This window comes from Vibrio sp. HS-50-1 (genome assembly GCF_024747315.1).
GTDB classification, from domain to species: domain Bacteria; phylum Pseudomonadota; class Gammaproteobacteria; order Enterobacterales; family Vibrionaceae; genus Vibrio; species Vibrio diabolicus.
The window spans coordinates 36,489-55,016 of the sequence record NZ_JAMPZF010000041.1; the positions used below are offsets into that span (position 1 = coordinate 36,489).

General features: G+C 46.7%; 15 protein-coding genes, 1 tRNA gene, 1 rRNA gene and 1 pseudogene. 7 read left to right on the forward strand and 11 right to left on the reverse strand.

Annotation, left to right across the window (positions count from 1 at the left end):
- Positions 1–22 precede the first annotated feature (22 nt).
- The gene (locus NDJ01_RS17445) at positions 23–493 is read right to left on the reverse strand and encodes an EVE domain-containing protein (protein ID WP_258587060.1); all 471 of its coding nucleotides are present in this window, start codon (positions 491–493) and stop codon (positions 23–25) included.
- A gap of 47 nt (positions 494–540) precedes the next feature.
- Here NDJ01_RS17445 and NDJ01_RS17450 point away from each other — a divergent pair, with 47 nt between their 5' ends.
- Together NDJ01_RS17450 and NDJ01_RS17455 are read left to right on the forward strand one after the other, a co-directional pair.
- Positions 541–2,091 carry a COG3650 family protein gene (locus tag NDJ01_RS17450; protein WP_258587061.1) on the forward strand — a complete coding sequence of 517 codons (1,551 nt, stop codon included), beginning with the start codon at positions 541–543 and terminating at the stop codon, positions 2,089–2,091.
- Positions 2,091–2,705 carry a tRNA-uridine aminocarboxypropyltransferase gene (locus NDJ01_RS17455; protein ID WP_258587062.1) on the forward strand — a complete coding sequence of 205 codons (615 nt, stop codon included), beginning with the start codon at positions 2,091–2,093 and terminating at the stop codon, positions 2,703–2,705. The genes NDJ01_RS17450 and NDJ01_RS17455 overlap by 1 nt, the downstream gene beginning before the upstream one ends.
- A gap of 74 nt (positions 2,706–2,779) precedes the next feature.
- On the opposite strand, the gene NDJ01_RS17460 is transcribed toward NDJ01_RS17455, so the two are convergent.
- From NDJ01_RS17460 to NDJ01_RS17490, 7 genes and pseudogenes are all read right to left on the reverse strand, one after another.
- Entirely contained in the window at positions 2,780–5,266 is a 2,487-nt protein-coding gene (locus NDJ01_RS17460) for an EAL domain-containing protein (RefSeq protein ID WP_258587063.1), read from the reverse strand.
- Between the two features lie 138 nt (positions 5,267–5,404).
- The gene (yigB, locus tag NDJ01_RS17465) at positions 5,405–6,121 is read right to left on the reverse strand and encodes a 5-amino-6-(5-phospho-D-ribitylamino)uracil phosphatase YigB (RefSeq protein WP_104971062.1); all 717 of its coding nucleotides are present in this window, start codon (positions 6,119–6,121) and stop codon (positions 5,405–5,407) included.
- Between the two features lie 8 nt (positions 6,122–6,129).
- Positions 6,130–7,062, reverse strand: a complete 933-nt coding sequence (gene xerC / locus NDJ01_RS17470) for a tyrosine recombinase XerC (RefSeq protein WP_258587064.1) — start codon at positions 7,060–7,062, stop codon at positions 6,130–6,132.
- A complete protein-coding gene (locus NDJ01_RS17475; RefSeq protein ID WP_006743009.1) occupies positions 7,028–7,759 on the reverse strand; it encodes a DUF484 family protein in 732 nt (243 codons plus the stop codon). The genes xerC and NDJ01_RS17475 overlap by 35 nt, the downstream gene beginning before the upstream one ends.
- A complete protein-coding gene (gene dapF, locus NDJ01_RS17480) occupies positions 7,753–8,583 on the reverse strand; it encodes a diaminopimelate epimerase (RefSeq protein WP_006743008.1) in 831 nt (276 codons plus the stop codon). The genes NDJ01_RS17475 and dapF overlap by 7 nt, the downstream gene beginning before the upstream one ends.
- A gap of 10 nt (positions 8,584–8,593) precedes the next feature.
- Positions 8,594–9,847: a diaminopimelate decarboxylase gene (gene lysA / locus NDJ01_RS17485; protein ID WP_006743007.1), complete on the reverse strand. Its 1,254-nt coding sequence runs from the start codon at positions 9,845–9,847 to the stop codon at positions 8,594–8,596.
- A 61-nt stretch (positions 9,848–9,908) separates the two neighbouring features.
- Positions 9,909–10,120, reverse strand: a pseudogene (locus NDJ01_RS17490) (lipoprotein).
- Between NDJ01_RS17490 and cyaY the strand changes: the two are divergent.
- Complete coding sequence (cyaY, locus tag NDJ01_RS17495) at positions 10,100–10,414, forward strand: iron donor protein CyaY (protein ID WP_012841286.1); 315 nt, start codon at positions 10,100–10,102, stop codon at positions 10,412–10,414. The pseudogene NDJ01_RS17490 and the gene cyaY sit on opposite strands and share 21 nt — an antisense overlap.
- Positions 10,415–10,483: 69 nt before the next feature.
- Here cyaY and NDJ01_RS17500 read toward each other — a convergent pair whose 3' ends face one another.
- Entirely contained in the window at positions 10,484–13,021 is a 2,538-nt protein-coding gene (locus tag NDJ01_RS17500) for a class I adenylate cyclase (RefSeq protein WP_258587065.1), read from the reverse strand.
- Positions 13,022–13,367: 346 nt separating this feature from the next.
- On the opposite strand from NDJ01_RS17500, the gene hemC reads away from it, so the two are divergent.
- Genes hemC through NDJ01_RS17520 form a run of 4 tightly spaced genes read left to right on the forward strand, consistent with a single transcriptional unit; the run spans position 13,368 to position 17,447 of the window.
- On the forward strand, positions 13,368–14,306 hold the full coding sequence (gene hemC / locus NDJ01_RS17505) for a hydroxymethylbilane synthase (RefSeq protein WP_005393847.1): 939 nt from the start codon (positions 13,368–13,370) through the stop codon (positions 14,304–14,306).
- Between the two features lie 2 nt (positions 14,307–14,308).
- Positions 14,309–15,037 carry a uroporphyrinogen-III synthase gene (locus tag NDJ01_RS17510; RefSeq protein WP_237307123.1) on the forward strand — a complete coding sequence of 243 codons (729 nt, stop codon included), beginning with the start codon at positions 14,309–14,311 and terminating at the stop codon, positions 15,035–15,037.
- Between the two features lie 17 nt (positions 15,038–15,054).
- Positions 15,055–16,266 carry a uroporphyrinogen-III C-methyltransferase gene (locus NDJ01_RS17515; RefSeq protein WP_258587066.1) on the forward strand — a complete coding sequence of 404 codons (1,212 nt, stop codon included), beginning with the start codon at positions 15,055–15,057 and terminating at the stop codon, positions 16,264–16,266.
- Entirely contained in the window at positions 16,266–17,447 is a 1,182-nt protein-coding gene (locus NDJ01_RS17520) for a heme biosynthesis protein HemY (protein WP_258587067.1), read from the forward strand. The genes NDJ01_RS17515 and NDJ01_RS17520 overlap by 1 nt, the downstream gene beginning before the upstream one ends.
- A 719-nt stretch (positions 17,448–18,166) precedes the next feature.
- On the opposite strand, the gene NDJ01_RS17525 is transcribed toward NDJ01_RS17520, so the two are convergent.
- Positions 18,167–18,257, reverse strand: a tRNA-Ser gene (locus NDJ01_RS17525).
- Positions 18,258–18,358: 101 nt separating this feature from the next.
- Positions 18,359–18,475: ribosomal RNA gene (gene rrf / locus NDJ01_RS17530) — 5S ribosomal RNA — on the reverse strand.
- Positions 18,476–18,528: the final 53 nt, after the last annotated feature.

An 18,528-nucleotide genomic window follows, 5' to 3' on the forward strand; every position in this document is an offset into this window, starting at 1 on the left:
GCACATTCGCAGCCCTTTTCTTTTATCGCTGACTTGGCAACTTCTCTTTGCCAAGGATCGCTTCCCACTCTTCTTCTGTCACAGGCATGATCGACAAGCGATTTCCACGTTTCACCAATGGCATGTTCTCAAGTTCTGGCATCGCTTTCATCACCGATAACGGAATCAATCGCGCCGTTTTACGCACAAACTCGACATCCACCATAATCCAACGCGGGTTATCTGGGTCTGACTTTGGATCGTAATAATCGCTTTCAGGATCGAACTGGAAATGATCGGGATAGGCTTCTCTCACGACTTTAGCAATACCGGCAACGCCAACATTCTTGCAAGAAGAGTGATAAATCAGGACTAAATCGCCCACCTTCACTTGGTCACGCATCATATTGCGCGCCTGATAATTACGAACTCCCTCCCAACATGAAACCTTTTGGGTTCGAAGCGTGTCAATAGAAAAGGTATCTGGTTCAGTTTTAAATAACCAATATGCCATAATGCCATCCGATGCCGATTGAGTAACAATAATGAGGAAGATATAACATGAAGGCTTTGAAAAACCCAGTGGCGCTTGCCACTCTGCTGGTTCTGCAAGCATGTAGTTCGCAGCCGCCACAATCTGGCGCTGCCGACCCAGCTTCTCCACCAGCCACCTTAGATAAGCCTGACACCATTCAACCTCAAACCTTTATGCTACGTGGAAAAGTGATCGTCGGTCACGAGAGCCAATACATCATGCCTTGTGGCAGCGACAAGCAATATTGGTTACAACTGTCACCACAGCAAATGCAACGAGCAATTCAGTTAAATAACGAGCCTTACCAAACCATGTATGGAGAGGTTATCGGCCATCTCAACCCACCGGGCATCGATGGGTTTTCTGCCGATTTCGATGCTAACTTTGTCGTGGAACAAGTGAACTTCCTGACAACGGAAAACCCAAACCGTTGTCAGCAACCAAACAAACCAACTCGCGTGTTTGGTAATGAGCCTTCTTGGTCGGCAAGCTTTGAGGCTAATGGACTGACATTCCAACAAATCGGCAAACAAACCACAAAATTAGCGATTAAGAGCAGTCAACTTCAACCTCGCCAGCGCACATATCAACTACAAGATGGTGAACTTCGCCTAACAGAAAACCTCTGCTCAGATACGATGAGTGATTCTTTGTATGGCTGGAAAGCGACGCTAAAACATGATGGCGACACTTATCAAGGTTGTGGTACAGCTGCAAACGTGGACGCTACGCTTGGCTGGGCCAATACCTATGTCGCGACTTCAACCCAATCACAAGGTTTTGAGGTGCAAATGACCTTAAACCCAGACCACAGCGCCACAACAAAATACAGTTACGCCAATGGGCAAGCACCGTTAATCGAACGTGGGTACTGGCAACAATTAAGTCCGTCTCAGGTTCAAGTCGTCATGACGCATCATCAACAACAAAGACTGATGTCAGAGCGACTGTTTACGCGAGAAGGTAATCAGCTCAAAGCGACCAAAGAAAAAGTCGGTAACTTGGTATACCCAATCGCCGATGGTGGTTTAGTGCTTTACCCTGCCACCGTTCGTGATGAGGGCATGATGCAACCAGCCGAGAAACGCGCCAACAAGCCCATCAGCAATGCAGACGTACCTTCTAGTGCGGAGTTTGACTCCAAAGTAGATGCCGCCGTACGCAACTACTTCTTCATTCACCAAACCAACCCCAACAACAACCAGTACCGTTGGCTAACCTACGACCTCAACGGCGATGGTAACGAAGAGCTATTAGTACAGCTGGATTGGTGTGGTTCCGGTGGCTGTACATTGCTGATATTTGAACATCACGAAAAAGAGTGGCGCTTCAATAGCCGCATCACACTGGTACAAAGCCCAATTATGCTCGGCCAACAAACCTCTCATGGCTGGCGAGATCTTATTTTTAATGTCAGCGGTGGCGGTTCTAAGGCAGCCCAACACGTGATGCAATACAGTGGGGTTAGCTACCCACTCAACCCAAGCATGGCACCAACGGCAACGCCAAACCAAATCAGTGGCGTGCGTCTGTTCTCGGATGGGGTTAGCCCTGTGCGCGAAGGAGTTCGTCTGTAATGTCGCAACCGTGTCCAAATTGTGGTTTTCAATTCAACTGTATGTGCTCACTGGTGCCGAAACTTACCAGCGAGCACAACATCTTGCTGTTGATGCATCCGAATGAACTGACGCGTGATACCAATACCGGCCAGCTACTAGAGCAGTGCCAACTCAATATTGAGCGAGTAATCTGGGACCGAAAACAACCACCAGCAGAATTGCTCGCTCGATTAGCTGATCCGTCGCTGTATCCAGTGCTTCTATTCCCAAGTGAAGAAAGCGTCACACTCGAACATGTGGCGCTCCAAAGCCAACAACAAACCAAAAATCCGCTGTTTATTATTTTGGATTCCACCTGGCAAGAGGCGCGCAAGATGATCAACAAGAGCCGTTGGTTAGAAAGTATCCCTACTATGGCGCTGTCTGCATCGGCAGACTCGCAATATCAGCTGCGACGCAACCAACAACAAGGTAACTTGTGCACGTTTGAAGTCGCCGCACATTTACTCGGACAACTAGGCGAGCAAAATAACCAGCAAAAAATGCTCACATTCTTTGCTCACTACCTTGCACTATTTCAAGCCGAAAAAAGTGGACACGCTCTCAAGCAATCACCGAGCTCACGCAACTAAAACCGAATTACTCAAAATAAAAAAACGCAGCCAAGGCTGCGTTTTTATTTAGAATGGTTTCACGTGAAACAGCATTAAAATAATCGGGTCGGCTCACCCAGATAATAGCCTTGCAGATAGTCGACGCCCATATCCTGCGCGATTTTGCACACCTCTCGATTGTGGACAAACTCCGCGACCGTCTCCGCGTTAAACACCTGACATAAACGCACCAACTGAGAAGCTATTTTGCGCTGCTTTAAGTCTTTATCGATATCACGGATCAAGCTACCATCGAGCTTTATGACTTCCGGCTCCAGCTTTAGGATTTCATCAATATTGGAATAGCCTGAGCCAAAATCATCAACAATGATACGCGCTCCTAAGCTTCTAAAATGACTGCATACTTCGATCATTCGACCGTAGTCTTTGATTTGCTCAGATTCCAACACTTCCAAACCAATTCGCCTAGGGTCATTGAGCTGGCTAATTTCATGCTCTAAAAGCATTAAAGTTTTATCACTAAGCAAATCTTGCGGCGATAAGTTAATAGAAAAGTCACCTTGCTTATCTCGCATGTAATATAACGTAGAATGGATCATGTGCCGACTCAATCGAGTATAAAGATGCGTATCGGAAATAATAGGCAGGAAGCGCCCTGGCGCAATCACCGTTCCATCCTCCTCCAAAATGCGAACCAAACATTCTTGGCTTGCCAATTTATGGCTATCCGCATGCACTATCGGCTGGCTATAGGTAATGATGTTCTGTTTGAGAATGGCTTTACTGACGCAGCTCAACCATCCAAGCTGCTCTTTACGCACATCCTCACTGACTTCGATGTCTTTCGCATTGCAGATATGGGTATTACTGCGCACACCGGAGCGCCTCGCTTCAATGCCTTTGAGCAATAGCTCATCCGCAGAAGCTGATGGAAAATCTCGACGACTCACTAAGCCACCGCACAGCGAGATAGAAAGATAATCTATTTCGCGCAGACCAATTGGCTCAAAATTAGTTTGCTCTACCGCGTCGGCAAAACGAGTAAAGTGCTGTTTGATGGTTTCACTGCTTTGGTCAGCTTTAAATATGAACGCCCACTCACCAACCCCAATACTATAAAGCTGCAAAGCCGTTGGCATGCCAAAACGCTTTCGCAGTCGATTCGTAAAATGCATTGAGAGGTCTTTAAGTAGCTGATCCCCTACTCTATAACCGTATTTTTCATTGATATGGCTGAAGTTAAGTAGTTTTAGAGTCAGCAAGTGCTCATCCAAATCAATGCTACTCAGCCGTTCTTGCAGCGCGACTCGGTTTTGTAATCCAGTGCGACTATCTCGCCGATAGCTTTCTTGTAACTTGCGCGTTTGGCGATCGAGTTGATACCCCATATGCGCATTCATATGGTTGAGGTCGCCAATCGCATTTCGAATCAAGCTAAACAATGGTGAAATAGAGGAGCTAACGGGCGACTTAGGCAAGTTCAATGCTTGTACTTCATCTCCCTCTCGCATCGCTAAATACGTCAGACTGTGATGAAGAATTTCTGGCTGTCCAATACCGCCATGCAGTTCCCCCATACAATAACTACCAAACGTCGTCGCGATATCTTTGAAGGCTTGGACTTCGTCACTGCTGTCAATAAAGTCTAACCGTGACGCGCAGTTAAAAATCATCACGACTTCAGGTTGGTGCATGGCTAACTCAACCACACCATGTCGCACCTGTTCGAGCGTTAATGAGGGGTGGTTATAGCAAAATTGTACTTCGTCACCAAGACACCAAGGCCTGTCGAAACTCATACTGCCATCAGCGTGCAGCTCCGTTACCGTGCAAACTTCCTTGCGCCCCAAACTTTCTCGATACAAAGGAAAGCTGAGCAACTGACTCAGCGTCACATCATGGCCATCCGCCAAATAACGCTTGTATACGTCTAGCGCTTTCTTCTCACCTAAGCAATACAAGCGCGTTCCTTTTGCATGGGTGACTTTATGTGGCATGCCAATCGGGTTCCATTCCGAATACGCATCCGTCCATAGCTTCAAGGTATCGCTGTGCAAAGCTACGGCGACCACGGCATTATCGTAAACTCGGTTTTGATATAGCACCCAACAGCCATCATCAATACTCTGCGCCAACCCTCCAGAGATCACGACTTCTTCACTAGCGAAGGTTTGAAACAAGGGATAGTCACGTCGTTCAATTTGCACAGCAAAGCTGAGGATCACTTGCGAATTATGCTGCAACAGAAGCGAGCGTTTGAGCTCTCCACCATCAATATCGGGGGAGTAAGAGTAGGTTTGGACGGCAGAAGTAAGCGTGGTTTGTTCGAACTCAGTCACACTGATCAGGCAGCCAGAGGTAAATATCTCCCCCTCCAGAATGACATTACGCGTACTATGCCCCACGACATGAGCATTCGGCAGCAACAATAAAACAGCGTCCGCAAGTGTGGTCGTAAAGTCGCGTGATTGAGTCGACAATATTTGCACCAAATATTGTTTACTTGAAGAGAACTGAGAAGTGACTAAAAAGTCATTTAACTGACTGACATCATGAACCAGTTTTGAAAAAGCTCGCATGCACCTACCACTGCCGTAACACTATCTTCACCACGACGTGTGGCGTTACTCTTTTTACTTAATAGTGAATAATTTACGTGGCTTTACGCTGCTTTTCTAGACACAAAATGAGATTAGAATGGATTAATGCGAAAGCAATTAAAAAAGTGTGAGTAACGGCTGCAAACTATTGATTTCAATATCAGGTAAAGTACGTGTTTTTGAATGGTTAATGACATTTTTATTCATATCATTGAACCAACAAGCCGCAAAACCAGCCGACTTGGCACCATGCACATCTGTGGTTAGGTGATCGCCGACATGCAGAATATTCTCTGCTGGAATATCCAAGAACCGTTTCGCCTTAGCAAACATATCGGTGGCGGGTTTCGCCAACCCATCAGGCCCTGCTTTGAGTACACATTGAAAATACGGCGTTAAGCCAATTTTATCTAAATCGACGTTTCCGTTTGTGATCGCCACGAGCGGAACTCGCTCTCCCAGTTGTGTTAAAACATCTAAGCTTGATTGGGGCACTTCAAACTGACTGCGCCAATCCAAAGCGAGCTGCACACCCTCTTCAGCTGCGGCTTGAGCTTGCGCTTCATCATAGCCAACTGAAAGAAAACCATGCTTTAGCTGCACTAAACGCCAAAGCGTCACATCGCTTCTGAGATCCGGTCTCTGCTGGAGCACATGTTTTTTTACCTGCATCCAATCAGCCTTATCCATGTGCGCCACGGCTGGATGTGTTTGCTGCAACCAAGCTAGCAACTCACGCTCCATACGGATAATCACCGGGTAATTGTCATACAGCGTGTCATCAAGATCGAAGGTCATGGCCTTAATAGGCTCGATACGGCGATAAAATTTCATACTTCGGCTCACTCCCCGTTCTTTTTACGTGCTCGTGGGTGGGCTTGGTCGTAGGCTTGCGCTAAATGTTGGAAATCCAAGTGCGTGTAGATTTGGGTCGTCGAAATGTTCTCGTGCCCTAAAAGCTCTTGCACCGCACGTAAGTTATTGCTGGATTCGAGCATATGTGTCGCAAACGAGTGACGCAATTTATGCGGACTAATATGGCTCGCCACAGACTGTTTCTGTCCCCATTCTGCCATACGTTTTTGCACGCTACGGTGCGAAATACGCGTTCCGAGTTTAGACACAAACAAGGCGGGTTCACCTGGCGCAGCAAGATCGCCCCTGACTTTCAACCACTTGGCAACCCATTCAGTTGCCATGCCAGAGAATGGAACTTTACGTTCTTTGTCGCCTTTACCGATAACACGAAGCTCGCCACTGCGCAGTTGTACATCACGTACATCCACACTCACCAACTCAGCCAAACGCAAGCCAGCACCGTACATCAGCTCCATCATGGCACGATCACGCACAGCCAACGGGTCGTCTTCGTTGACCTCAAGCAGTTGGCTCACTTCATCAACATCGAGGTTTTTCGGCAACGGGCGCTTTTTACGTGGCGCTGAAACCCCTTTGGCAGGATTAGCTGACATCTCGCCACGCAGAATAAGGAAATCGAAAAAGCTACGCAGCGATGAGAGGCGCGTCGCTAAACTGCTGGCTTTCATGCCTTCCCGCATGCCCTTACCTGCTAATTGGCGCACCCAGCCTGCATCCACTTGAGACCAATCTTTAAGTCCTATTTCAGCCAAGTGCTGCGCCATGGTTTCTAGCTGCTGTTTGTAATTGCGTTGAGTATGTAGGCTGAGCCCCTTTTCGCTTCGTAAGAATTCATAGAAGCGCTCAAGAGGCTTTTGCAGACTATTTGGCAGAGGAGTGTTGGGAGTTGTCGTCATCGTAACTTTGCCATACCAATGTTTGAGCGAGATGTGCCACTACTAATGATAGGTGACGCAAAAACAAGGTATCCATATCTGGTTGAAAATGACCGCCATCCTCACTAGAGAACGCTAGCACGCCCAGTGTTTGCTGTTTCACGAGCGGCAGTACCACATAGGACCCCATTTCCGGCACATCCATATTGCCAAACAAAGCTTCACGATCCACTTTGCGAAGACGTCCTAGGTACGCGTCTTTGCCATTTAAGTGAGTGGTCGCAAAACGTTGATAACTTTCCTTACTCAATTGAATCGATGCGTCGCATTGACTAAACAATCGAACAAACGCACGTAAGCCCAGTGCTTTAGCTTTCTCTTCAATAGAATGAATGACTTGTTTAAAGTCACCACACTTTAGAATCTGCCCCTGCAAATCCATAAATTCGTAAAAGGTGCGATCGTTGTTCGCCGCAAGCGACATCAGTGTGGTGATCTCTTCCTCTAACTCTTCAATGCGCTGACGTTGGCGATTCATTTGTATGTGCACCAAAGACACCGCACCCAAGTCTGAGTGTGGGAAAGATAGACGATCCACAAGCTCCGGACGCTGCACAAAAAAATCGGGATGATCTTTGAGGTACTCGGCCACCACTTCAGCCGTTAAGGCATCTGCTTCTACTTGAGACAAACCGTTTCCTTTTTCTTCTACTAGCAAGACAATTGACCATCAAATACATGCGTTGTAGGTCCGGTCATAAACAACGGCTTACCCGGACCTTGCCACGCAATTCGTAGTTCACCACCTGGTAGAGAAACCTTAACGTTTTCATCCAGCAGACCCTGAAGAATCCCTACCGCTACCGCCGCGCATGCGCCGCTACCACAAGCTTGTGTTTCACCTGCGCCTCGCTCGTAAACTCGAAGACGAATATGGTCACGACTCACCACCTGCATAAAGCCAGCGTTGACGCGCTCTGGGAAACGCTCGTGCGACTCAAGCAGCGGACCTAATGTATCGACATCAGCAGTATCCACATCATCGACCACCGTCACCACATGCGGGTTACCCATGCTTACCGCGCCACAGAACAACGTTTTTTCACCAGCGCGCATGATGTAGGTTTTCTCTTTTTGCTTGGCTTTGAAAGGAATTTTGTTCGGCTCAAACTCTGGCACACCCATGTTGACCGTCACTTCTCCATCATCTTCGATGTTGAGAATCATCTTTCCTTTTTTGGTGCTCACGCTGATGCTGTATTTATTGGTCAACCCTTTCAAGCGAACAAAGCGCGCGAAGCAGCGCGCGCCATTCCCGCACTGCTCAACTTCACTACCATCGGCATTGAAAATCCGATAATGGAAATCAGTTTCAGGGTCGTAAGGGGCTTCTACCACGAGCAATTGGTCAAAACCAACGCCGGTATGACGATCCGCCAAACGGCGGATCAGGTCTTGCGAGAAAAACACGTTCTGGGTAATACAGTCGACGACCATGAAGTCGTTGCCCAAACCGTGCATTTTGGAAAAGTGGAAATGCATTTGTTGTGTGTTACTCCGGTAGAATCTGTTCCAGCTGCCACAAACTGGTCAGCTCCTCACGCTGGCGAACTAAGTGGCTTTGTTTACCATCCACCATTACTTCTGCCGCTCGGGTACGAGTATTGTAGTTCGAAGACATCACAAAACCATAGGCACCTGCTGAACGAACCGCGAGTAGATCACCTTCTTGCAAAACGAGTGCGCGATCTTTACCCAAGAAGTCGCCAGTTTCACAAATAGGGCCAACCAAATCGTAAGTCTGTGCTTCACCCGTGCGTGGCGAAACTGGCACGATATCTTGCCATGCTTGGTATAGTGCAGGACGCATCAAGTCGTTCATTGCCGCATCGATGATGGCAAAGTTCTTGTGCTCAGTATGTTTTAAAAACTCAACACGCGTTAGCAAGATACCTGCATTCGCAGCAATTGCTCGGCCCGGCTCAAAAATCAGCTCCAAGTCTTGGTGATTTTCAAGACGGCCTAGTAACGCTTTCGCGTAATCTGAAGGCTGAGGTGGTAATTCATCACGATAGACCACACCCAAACCGCCGCCGACATCAAGGTGACGAATGTTAATGCCTTGCGCTTTTAAATCATCAATCAGGGCTAATAAACGGTCTGTCGCGTCGATAAATGGGTCGATATTGGTCAGCTGAGAACCAATGTGGCAGTCGATGCCTTGCACATTCAAGTTCGGCAGGCTTTGCGCGAATTTATAAACATCTGGCGCACGATCAAATGCAATGCCGAATTTATTGTCGCGAAGACCAGTCGAAATGTAAGGGTGTGTTTTCGCGTCGACATCTGGATTGATACGCAGAGAAATTGGCGCAATCACACCAAGCTCACCCGCAACCTTATTCAAACGTTCTAGCTCGGGCTCAGATTCAACGTTGAAACATTTGATACCTAGCTCAAGAGCACGCTTCATTTCTGCAGGTGTTTTCCCAACACCAGAGAAGACGACTTTCTTCGGATCACCGCCTGCGGCAATCACACGCTCAAGTTCACCACCTGATACGATATCAAAGCCCGAACCCAAACGCGCCAGTGCGTTCAATACGCCTAGGTTTGAGTTCGCTTTCACCGCGTAGCAAACTAGATGAGGATGTTGACCCACAGCACTATCAAACGCCTTCCAGTGGCGCTCTAGCGTGGCTCGAGAATATACGTAAAGAGGAGTGCCATATTGCTCTGCAAGAGCTTGAAGTGGGACGTCTTCGGCCCAAAGCTGGCCATCATCCTGATAGTTGAAGTAATCCAAAATTCGCTTCCCTTATTTTATTCGACTGCTGAACCCTAATTTCACCCTAAGGCGCGGTTATTTATTGTGATTGCTCATTCTGTTGAGTGTCATCTGGAATGTATAGTGAGCCAGACTGGCCACATCCCGCTAACGTCGCGGCAACCATCACAAACCACACAGTAACTAATTTTTTCATTTCGCATATCGTGATTATTGAATCAATGCCCCCTATAATCGCACCACACTCAGGAAAAGCAATAGGATAGACGGATGAACGATACTGAATTTCATCAACTGGTGGATGCGCAGATGCAAATCATCGAAGAATCCATCGATGATTCAGGCGCAGACATTGATTACGAAGTCACTGGCAACGTAATGACATTGGAATTTGAAGACCGCAGCCAAATCATCATTAACCGCCAAGAGCCGATGCATGAGATCTGGCTAGCGTCCAAATCTGGTGGTTTCCACTTCAAACTTATTGAAGATAAATGGACCTGCTCAAAAACGGGCATGGAGCTATTTGAAATGGTGAAGCAAGAGTGTGAAAAGCACGCGGGCGAAGCCATTGATTGGGCATAATGCTGGTCAATCGTCACCAAAACAAAAAGAGCACTTAGGTGCTCTTTTTGTTTTTTGATACGGGTTTAATTACGCGTTTACCGCTTTAGTGGGACGATGCGGTGAGCACCCATCATTGCGATAAGGGATGATATAAGCATTGCCCTCTTCAGGATGGATAATCTGGTAGTACTGCGGCAGGTTAAAGTTGATAAATTTCGACGCAACACGACTGTCATCTTTTACGGATGTGTAAAAGCTGTTCACGGACGAAATCATCTCGTCTTTGGAGCCACTGAATTGGTGATACACTTCAACTTGGTTTGACTCATCCAACACATAAATATTGAAGCCATCTTCATTATCTTCATTATCTTCAAAGAAGAACTGCACCAGACCTTCACTGGCAAAACCATCCACCGCTTCTGGCATTTGATACTCTTGCTCACGATCGAGCATTAATAGCGGCGAGCCTTTAAGTTTGTTAGTAGAAATACTACGATAGAAATCAATGGAGTTTTCTAACTTCTGCACCGACACGCCACGACGTTCAAAGAACAGCCCGTAAGTTTGGTTACCGAGGCGCATCGCTTTAAAGCGGCGGCGTTTTTCTTGCTCTACTGGCTTCAAGCGTAAGTCGATACATTCCGCTAAAAGCTGGTAGACCATATTACGCATCACACCACGCATGTTCTTCGCATAACAGAACACATCCACCGATTCTGGTGGCAACGCGTCTTGGTGCATTTTGCCCAGAATGGTTTTTAGTGCGTCCAGCATCGCCGTTTCCCCTTTGAAATGCAGCGTACGCACTTCATGCCAGGAGTTACGGTAAACCAAGTCGACACTGCCGACTAAGTTTTTATGTTCCGGACCAAAACTGAAGATATCGGTGTTTTTCACATCCACTTTCAGTGAACGGCCCGAAAGCTCTGACGTGGGATCATTTTCAAAGTTGATAAACATCGCTAACTGGCTGATCTCACATGGGCTCGCTAATGCCTGCATCGTCGGACGGCGCTTACGCAGCGCAAAGGTATTTCGTAAGTCGCTCACCATTTGGTAGAACTTATCGATATCCAGTTGCGCTTCACGCACCACCGCGTGCAAACGAGTCGACTCGGTGATTAAACCATTAAAGAATGCCCAAGAGACTAACTTGCTCAAGTATTCATGATGTTCTAAGTATGGCTGCCCCAAAATGCGGTGCGCGATCAGAGGTTGTTTATAGAGATACCAACCAGACTTGTTCACACCACCATCTTTCACTTCGATGAAGCTTAAATCCGGTTCATGCAAATCAGGGGAAATCTGTGGGTTGAGCAACGTCACTTTGCCCGGCAATACTTCAAAAGCGGCGTAAAGCTTACGAGCCAAAATACTGATGTCTTGCGGGCTGATAGCGGAGGTAATGTCGTTGCGGCGCGCAAATTGAATCAAATTACGGTAGCTCTGCATCAACGCATCCAGCAACGCATGATGCACCACTTTTACCTGTTCAACTTTCCAGTTGCGGCGATCATCGAGCTCAGCAACAACGCTGGCATCCCAATCCCATTTTGCAATCATGTCGCTCAGCGCTTCACGGCGCCAAGCCACTGAACCGACATCTGGTTCACGCGACAACTTTTCATGGGTTTTGAGATAGAAGCAACGGCGCACCAAATCCAAACGAGTGTCGTCTTGGATTCGCTCTAAATAGCGGGTTACTTTTTCCAGCATTAAGTAGTATGCATCCATGCCATAAAGGTCTGGTTCATGGGCAAAGAAACGACGCTTGGTATCGATGCTTAACAGTTGCGTATGCGGGTATTCCCACGAATAAGCTTCAAGCAGAATGGCTTTTAATACCGATTTGTAGGGAGAATCGATACTTTTGTATAGCTGCCACAAGTTCGAGCCGAAGTACTCTTCAGCAGGAATGCGGTTCAATTTGCCAAAGTCGATCCATTCACTACAGTCAATGTAACCTTCACTGCACAATTGAGAAACGTACTCGTCGTAACACTCTTCCATTTCTGGCGGCACTATTTGCCATAATAAACGCTGTCCAGCAATACGCACCGCGCTACGATAGAATTCATCAAGCAAAAGTAAGTGCTGAGATGAGCCACAGTTATCACCTGTCATCTCTTCAGAATGGTTGCTTCTAAAGCGTTCTTCATCCATTAAGAAGAAGTTCGCCTCCACCCCTTGGCTTTGTGCCCAGTCGGTGATCAGCAAGCATTTATTGGTCAGCAATTCTCGCTCGTCACAATCCATATCTGGCGAAATACACACCCAAATATCTAAATCACTAGAAGTACTTTGACCAATTGATGAGGTACTGCCCATGGTGTATAAGCCCAAGATAGCCGGCTTCTCTGCCGTCTTAAGTGGCTGACCAATGGCAAGTTGAATATCATCTATGAATTGTTGCTGAATGCTATTTAGTTCAAGCCCATGCACACCAAACGGAACATCGGCATCGTAATAGCCAGGAATCACAGGGTGGTTGTAGTTCAACAAGGCAGGAATCAAGTGGAAGACTTGCTGGCTTTGCGAATCCATAAGCGCCAGCGCGCGATCAACTCGCTGCTGATTCAAATTATCTAGTCGCTGAATGATTTTTTGGGTGTAAGCCTGCAAGGGGAATTCCTTGGTTGAACAATCACGAAAATCTGCTGACGTTTTAAACCAAAACGGCCTAAAAACGTGATCAATTTAACACTTTTATTGGTGCGGGTAAAGTTTCACGCCCACGCACCACTCAGGATGCAAAACCATACTTTAGTCACAAAATTAATCGCGCGGTAGTGTCGCTCTTATTACCTATTACTAATAATAGTCCTTAGTCTAATTGAGAATCCAGTCACACTATTTTCATAACGTCATGTAATTCCATTCATAGCCCTCAGAGATAACGAACTAACAGTAAGCATTTCTTGATGAGAATGGTAGGATAAACCCAAATCCAAACAGCATTGAGAAGATCATGACACAATCCACACCTATTCGCATTGCAACTCGAAAAAGCCCTCTTGCTTTATGGCAAGCTTACTTTGTCAAAGACGCCCTTCAAGCCGCTCACCCTGGTTTGGAAGTCGAGTTAGTAACCATGGTGACCAAAGGTGACGTGATTTTAGATACACCGCTAGCAAAAGTTGGCGGCAAAGGCTTATTCGTAAAAGAGCTTGAAGTCGCAATGCTAGAAGGCCGTGCAGACCTTGCCGTTCACTCAATGAAGGACGTGCCCGTCGATTTCCCGGAAGGTCTTGGCCTCGTGACCATTTGTGAACGTGAAGACCCTCGTGATGCTTTCGTCTCCAATACCTATAGCAATATTGATGAACTCCCTCAAGGTGCAGTGGTTGGTACTTGCAGTTTGCGCCGTCAATGCCAACTGAAAGAATATCGTCCAGATATCATCATTAAAGAGCTCCGCGGTAATGTGGGCACTCGCCTTGGTAAGCTAGATGCGGGTGAATACGATGCGATCATTCTTGCTGCGGCAGGCCTTAAACGATTGAAGCTTGAAGAGCGCATTCGTAGCTTTATCGAGCCAGAGCAATCATTACCTGCGGTTGGCCAAGGTGCTGTCGGTATTGAGTGCCGCCTTGACGATGAAAGGCTGCTTAAGCTACTTGAGCCACTTAACCACCAAGACACTGTAGACCGCGTTTTGTGTGAGCGCGCAATGAACCTGACGCTAGAAGGCGGCTGTCAGGTACCTATCGGCAGCTATGCCCTGCTAGATGGCGATAACATTTGGCTACGCGCATTAGTTGGCGAACCAGATGGCAGCGAAATTGTTCGTGGTGAAATCCGTGGCCATCGTAAAGACGGCGAAACGTTAGGAGTGCAGTTAGCCAATGAACTACTGGATAACGGCGCTCGTGAAATCCTAACGAAGCTGTACGCAGATCACGAATAATCATGGCAGTGTTGGTCACTCGGCCGGGAGAGCAAGGCAGCGCGCTTTGCTCTCTGCTCGAAAGGCACGGCATTTCTGCACATCACCATCCTCTGATCGACATTGTCGCCGATCTCACGGACACGCACCTCTCTAAACACCTGCATCAAGCTCAAATTGTTATCGCTGTTAGTCGACATGCCGTGCAATGTGCACAGCAAATCTTAGCCAGCAACGAGACATCATGGCCGAAACAAGCCATTTACCTTGCCGTTGGTCAAAAAACAGCACACTATTTAAGCAAATGTACCCAACAGAAAGTACACTATCCCCAAGTCAGTGATAGTGAACATTTATTGCGACTGCCAGAGCTCAATAATGTGGCCCAACAACAGGTTCTTATCCTTCGTGGGAACGGTGGAAGAGAGCTGATCAAAGATGCATTGGTGAGACGTGGCGCAAAAGTTCACTATAGTGAGACTTACAAGAGAGAATTCATCCCATTCGATCCAGTAAGCTGTGTCTCACTATGGAAAACCCTACAAATTGACCAGATCATCGTCACCAGTGGTGAGCAACTGGATTATTTGTGCAGCCAATTGACGTCAGAGCAATTGACTTGGCTTAATCAACAAGAGTTGTATATCCCCAGTCAGCGTATCGCTGACATCGCACTTCAAAGGGGGTTCACTCGGGTGAGATGCACGGGAAGCGCATCCAACCAAGAATTACTGGCGGCTCTCCAGCCCTAGCTACACAGGATATAGGCATGACAAGTAAAAATAACGACCAAAAAAATAACGATAAAAACCTTTCCGAAGAAACCTCATCGGCACCGCTAGCCGAAAAAAGCACATCGCAGCAGGATGCGGCCCCTAAAAAAGAACAGCCAAAAGTGGCCGAGTCCCCAAAAACAGCCGAGCCAGCCAAAGTCGAATTTGAAGAAAAACAAGGTAAGCGCGGAGTTAAACTAGGCACAGTCGCTATCATCTTATCGATTATTTTTGGCGGTGGCCTCGCATACAAGCTGCATCAGCAGCAAGCCGATTACCAAGCGCAGATCGCCCAACTAAAAAGTCAGCTAGAAAGCACTCAAGCTTCCATGAAGCAAGAGCTCAGCCGGGTACAAGAAGAAACCATCGAGAAAGCAACGACCGTGACACACAAAGCGGAAGTGGTACTTGGACAGCAACAGAAGAGCATTGAAAGCTTACAGCTTGCCGTTGCCGATGTGAAAGGTCGCCGACCAAACGACTGGCTACTTGCTGAAGCCGATTACCTCGTCAAATTAGCAGGTCGTAAACTGTTCTTAGAGCATGACGTAGAAAGCGCAACTCAACTAATGGAAAGTGCTGATCAACGCATTGCAGCACTGAATGACCCTAGCCTCGTCAAACTACGCAAAGCAATGGCGAACGATATCACCAAACTTCGTACTATCCCGCTGATTGACCGTGATGGATTGGTACTACGCTTAACTGCTCTGCAACAGCAAGTAGACAAGCTACCTCTCGCCAATGCACTACTCCCAGAAGCAGAAGCCGTAGAGAACACTGAAGTGTCAGAAGATATTGCAAACTGGCAAGATAACTTAATGACCTCTATGAAAGACTTTTCAGAAAACTTCATTACCTTCCGCACGCGCGATGGTAACGTCATTCCACTGCTTTCTCCTGAGCAACACTTTTACCTAAAAGAAAACATCAAAGCCAAATTGGAGACCGCAATAAAAGCGGTGTACCAAGAGCAAGGTGAAATTTATACCACGTCTCTAAAAACGGCCGACAAATGGGCATTAGCTTTCTTCAACCAAGACGATAATTCCGTTAAAGAGTTCAACAAAACTGTTAACCAGTTAAGCCAGCAAAACATTCAAGTGGAATACCCAACGAAACTGCAAAGTCAGTCTCAACTATCAGATGTCATCCGTGAGCGCCTACGTCGCGAAGTCACAACGATGACAGGTATGGAGGATAAGTAATGTTTCGTCTTATTTTCCTATTTGTTGTACTAGGTGCAGGACTATTTGTTGGCACTCAATTTTCTGGTCAGCAAGGCTATGTACTCATATCCATCGCTGAGAAAACGATCGAGATGAGCGTAACGACATTGGTCGTATTCGTTATCGCAGCACTCGCAGGTCTTTTTCTACTTGAGTACCTAATTAAAAAGCTAGTTTACGCAAGTTCTACAACATGGAACTACTTCAGTGTGCGCAAAATGCGCCATTCCCGTCGATACACCAATGAAGGCATTATTAAACTCCTTGAAGGAGACTGGAAAGGTGCCGAGAAAAAAGTGACTCGTTGGGCGAATCATCACGATATGCCGCTACTTTGTTACTTAGTCGCATCTGAAGCTGCACAAGGTCAAGGTGATAAAGCAAAACGTGATCACTACCTGGAGCTAGCAAGCCAGCAAGAGAATGCTCATCTTGCAGTAGAGCTAACTCGTGCTAAACAGTTTATTCGCGATAACGAGTTCGAGGCTGCTTTCGATACTTTGCAATCGTTAAAAGGTCAGTATGCGAGTAATTCGATTGTATTGAACTTGCTGAAAACAACGTACATGCAGCTAAAGTTGTGGCAATCTCTTATTGACCTCTTGCCACAACTCACCAAAGCAAAACTCATCACGGAAGAAGAACACGCAGAGCTGATTCAAAAGGCGCAATGCGGCTTACTCCATGAAGTGGCACAGCAGCAAGGTAGCGAAGGGCTTATCTCTCATTGGAATGGCCTTGCACGCAAAGTAAAACAAGACACACACCTAGTCGCCTGTTTTGCTCGTGAGTTGATAGCCCGGAAAGCAGATGCTGAAGCCTTTACTGTGCTAAAAGAAGCATTGAAAAAACAACCGGCTCCTGAGCTTTATCAACTACTGCCAGATCTAAACCTGCCAGATATCCACCCTGTCGTGGTTTTCTTAGAGGGGGTAGTGAAGAAAGAGCCAGATAACGCCGCTGCGCATAGCGCATTAGCGCACTTCTATTTCCGTCAAGAGAAGTGGCAAGAAGCCCAAGACCACTTTGAGATCGCCTTAAAGCTTCGCTCTAACGTCTCTGATTATGCATTCCTAGCAGATACACTAGAGAAGCAGAATCTAACTAAAGCCGCTCACGAAGTCTCTCGTAAAGCTCTCACGCTAGTTCAGAACGACTAATTAGCAGTCATCTAACCAAGCCGACAGTTTACTGTCGGCTTTTTTATTGCCTGTCACTCATCAACACTACACAAACCTGCAATATCCACTAAAGCTAATGCCCTTCAATCGCCTAAACCTCATTGAGAGCCTCATCGCTTCCAGCAGCACTCCATTAAGCCCACTAAAATCCTCTAAAAAATAGCTTGCACACTTTCTTCAAGGCGAACAACCAAATATAAGTTTCTAGGAAGGAGCTCTACTAACAAAATACAGGTAACTTGAAATAGTGCAGGAAGAAAAAATAGGCACATAAGCTCCGATACTCTCCATTCTCTTTAGTGAGGACAGTCCTATACAATACTTAGAACGTGTTTATTGTACCAACCTGGGCAAGATAGCGAAGAGCCACTAGGTAACACTAAGAGCGCTAACGCACGTAACATAGAGTAAAGAGTAAAGGCACTTCTCTTGTTAACAGAAACACTTCACCCTTAGAGGTAGGAATGCCAATACTCAGACTTGATGGCTCTCGTTAGAAGATGAAGTTATAGACTTCTATCGCTGCACAACCCGTGGATAGCGAGAACGCGCTTAAAGCAAGGCTTCTCAAGTGACATAGTGCAGGGATACCTAGTCCGGGGATACGATCAGCTAAGGGATGGATTCCAGTCCCTAACGAATTTCCAAGCGTCAGAAACGAAGAACGCCTCGCTATTTCTAGCGAGGCTTCTGAATAGTGGCGGAGAGATAGGGATTTGAACCCTAGATACGCTATTAACGTATGCCGGTTTTCAAGACCGGTGCTTTCAACCACTCAGCCATCTCTCCACAAATTGTCACTAAAATTTAGTCTTATACTATCGATGCTAATTTTTAGTTTTGCCTTCAGTTATCTTAATTGAAAAGAAAACTTGAAAGCGATATTTAAAGCCTGGCGATGTCCTACTCTCACATGGGGAAGCCCCACACTACCATCGGCGCTATTTCGTTTCACTTCTGAGTTCGGCATGGAAGTCAGGTGGGTCCAAAACGCTATGGTCACCAAGCAAATTCTTTAATTCGGAAAGCTGTTTTTTAATTCTCGTTCTTACACATTCAA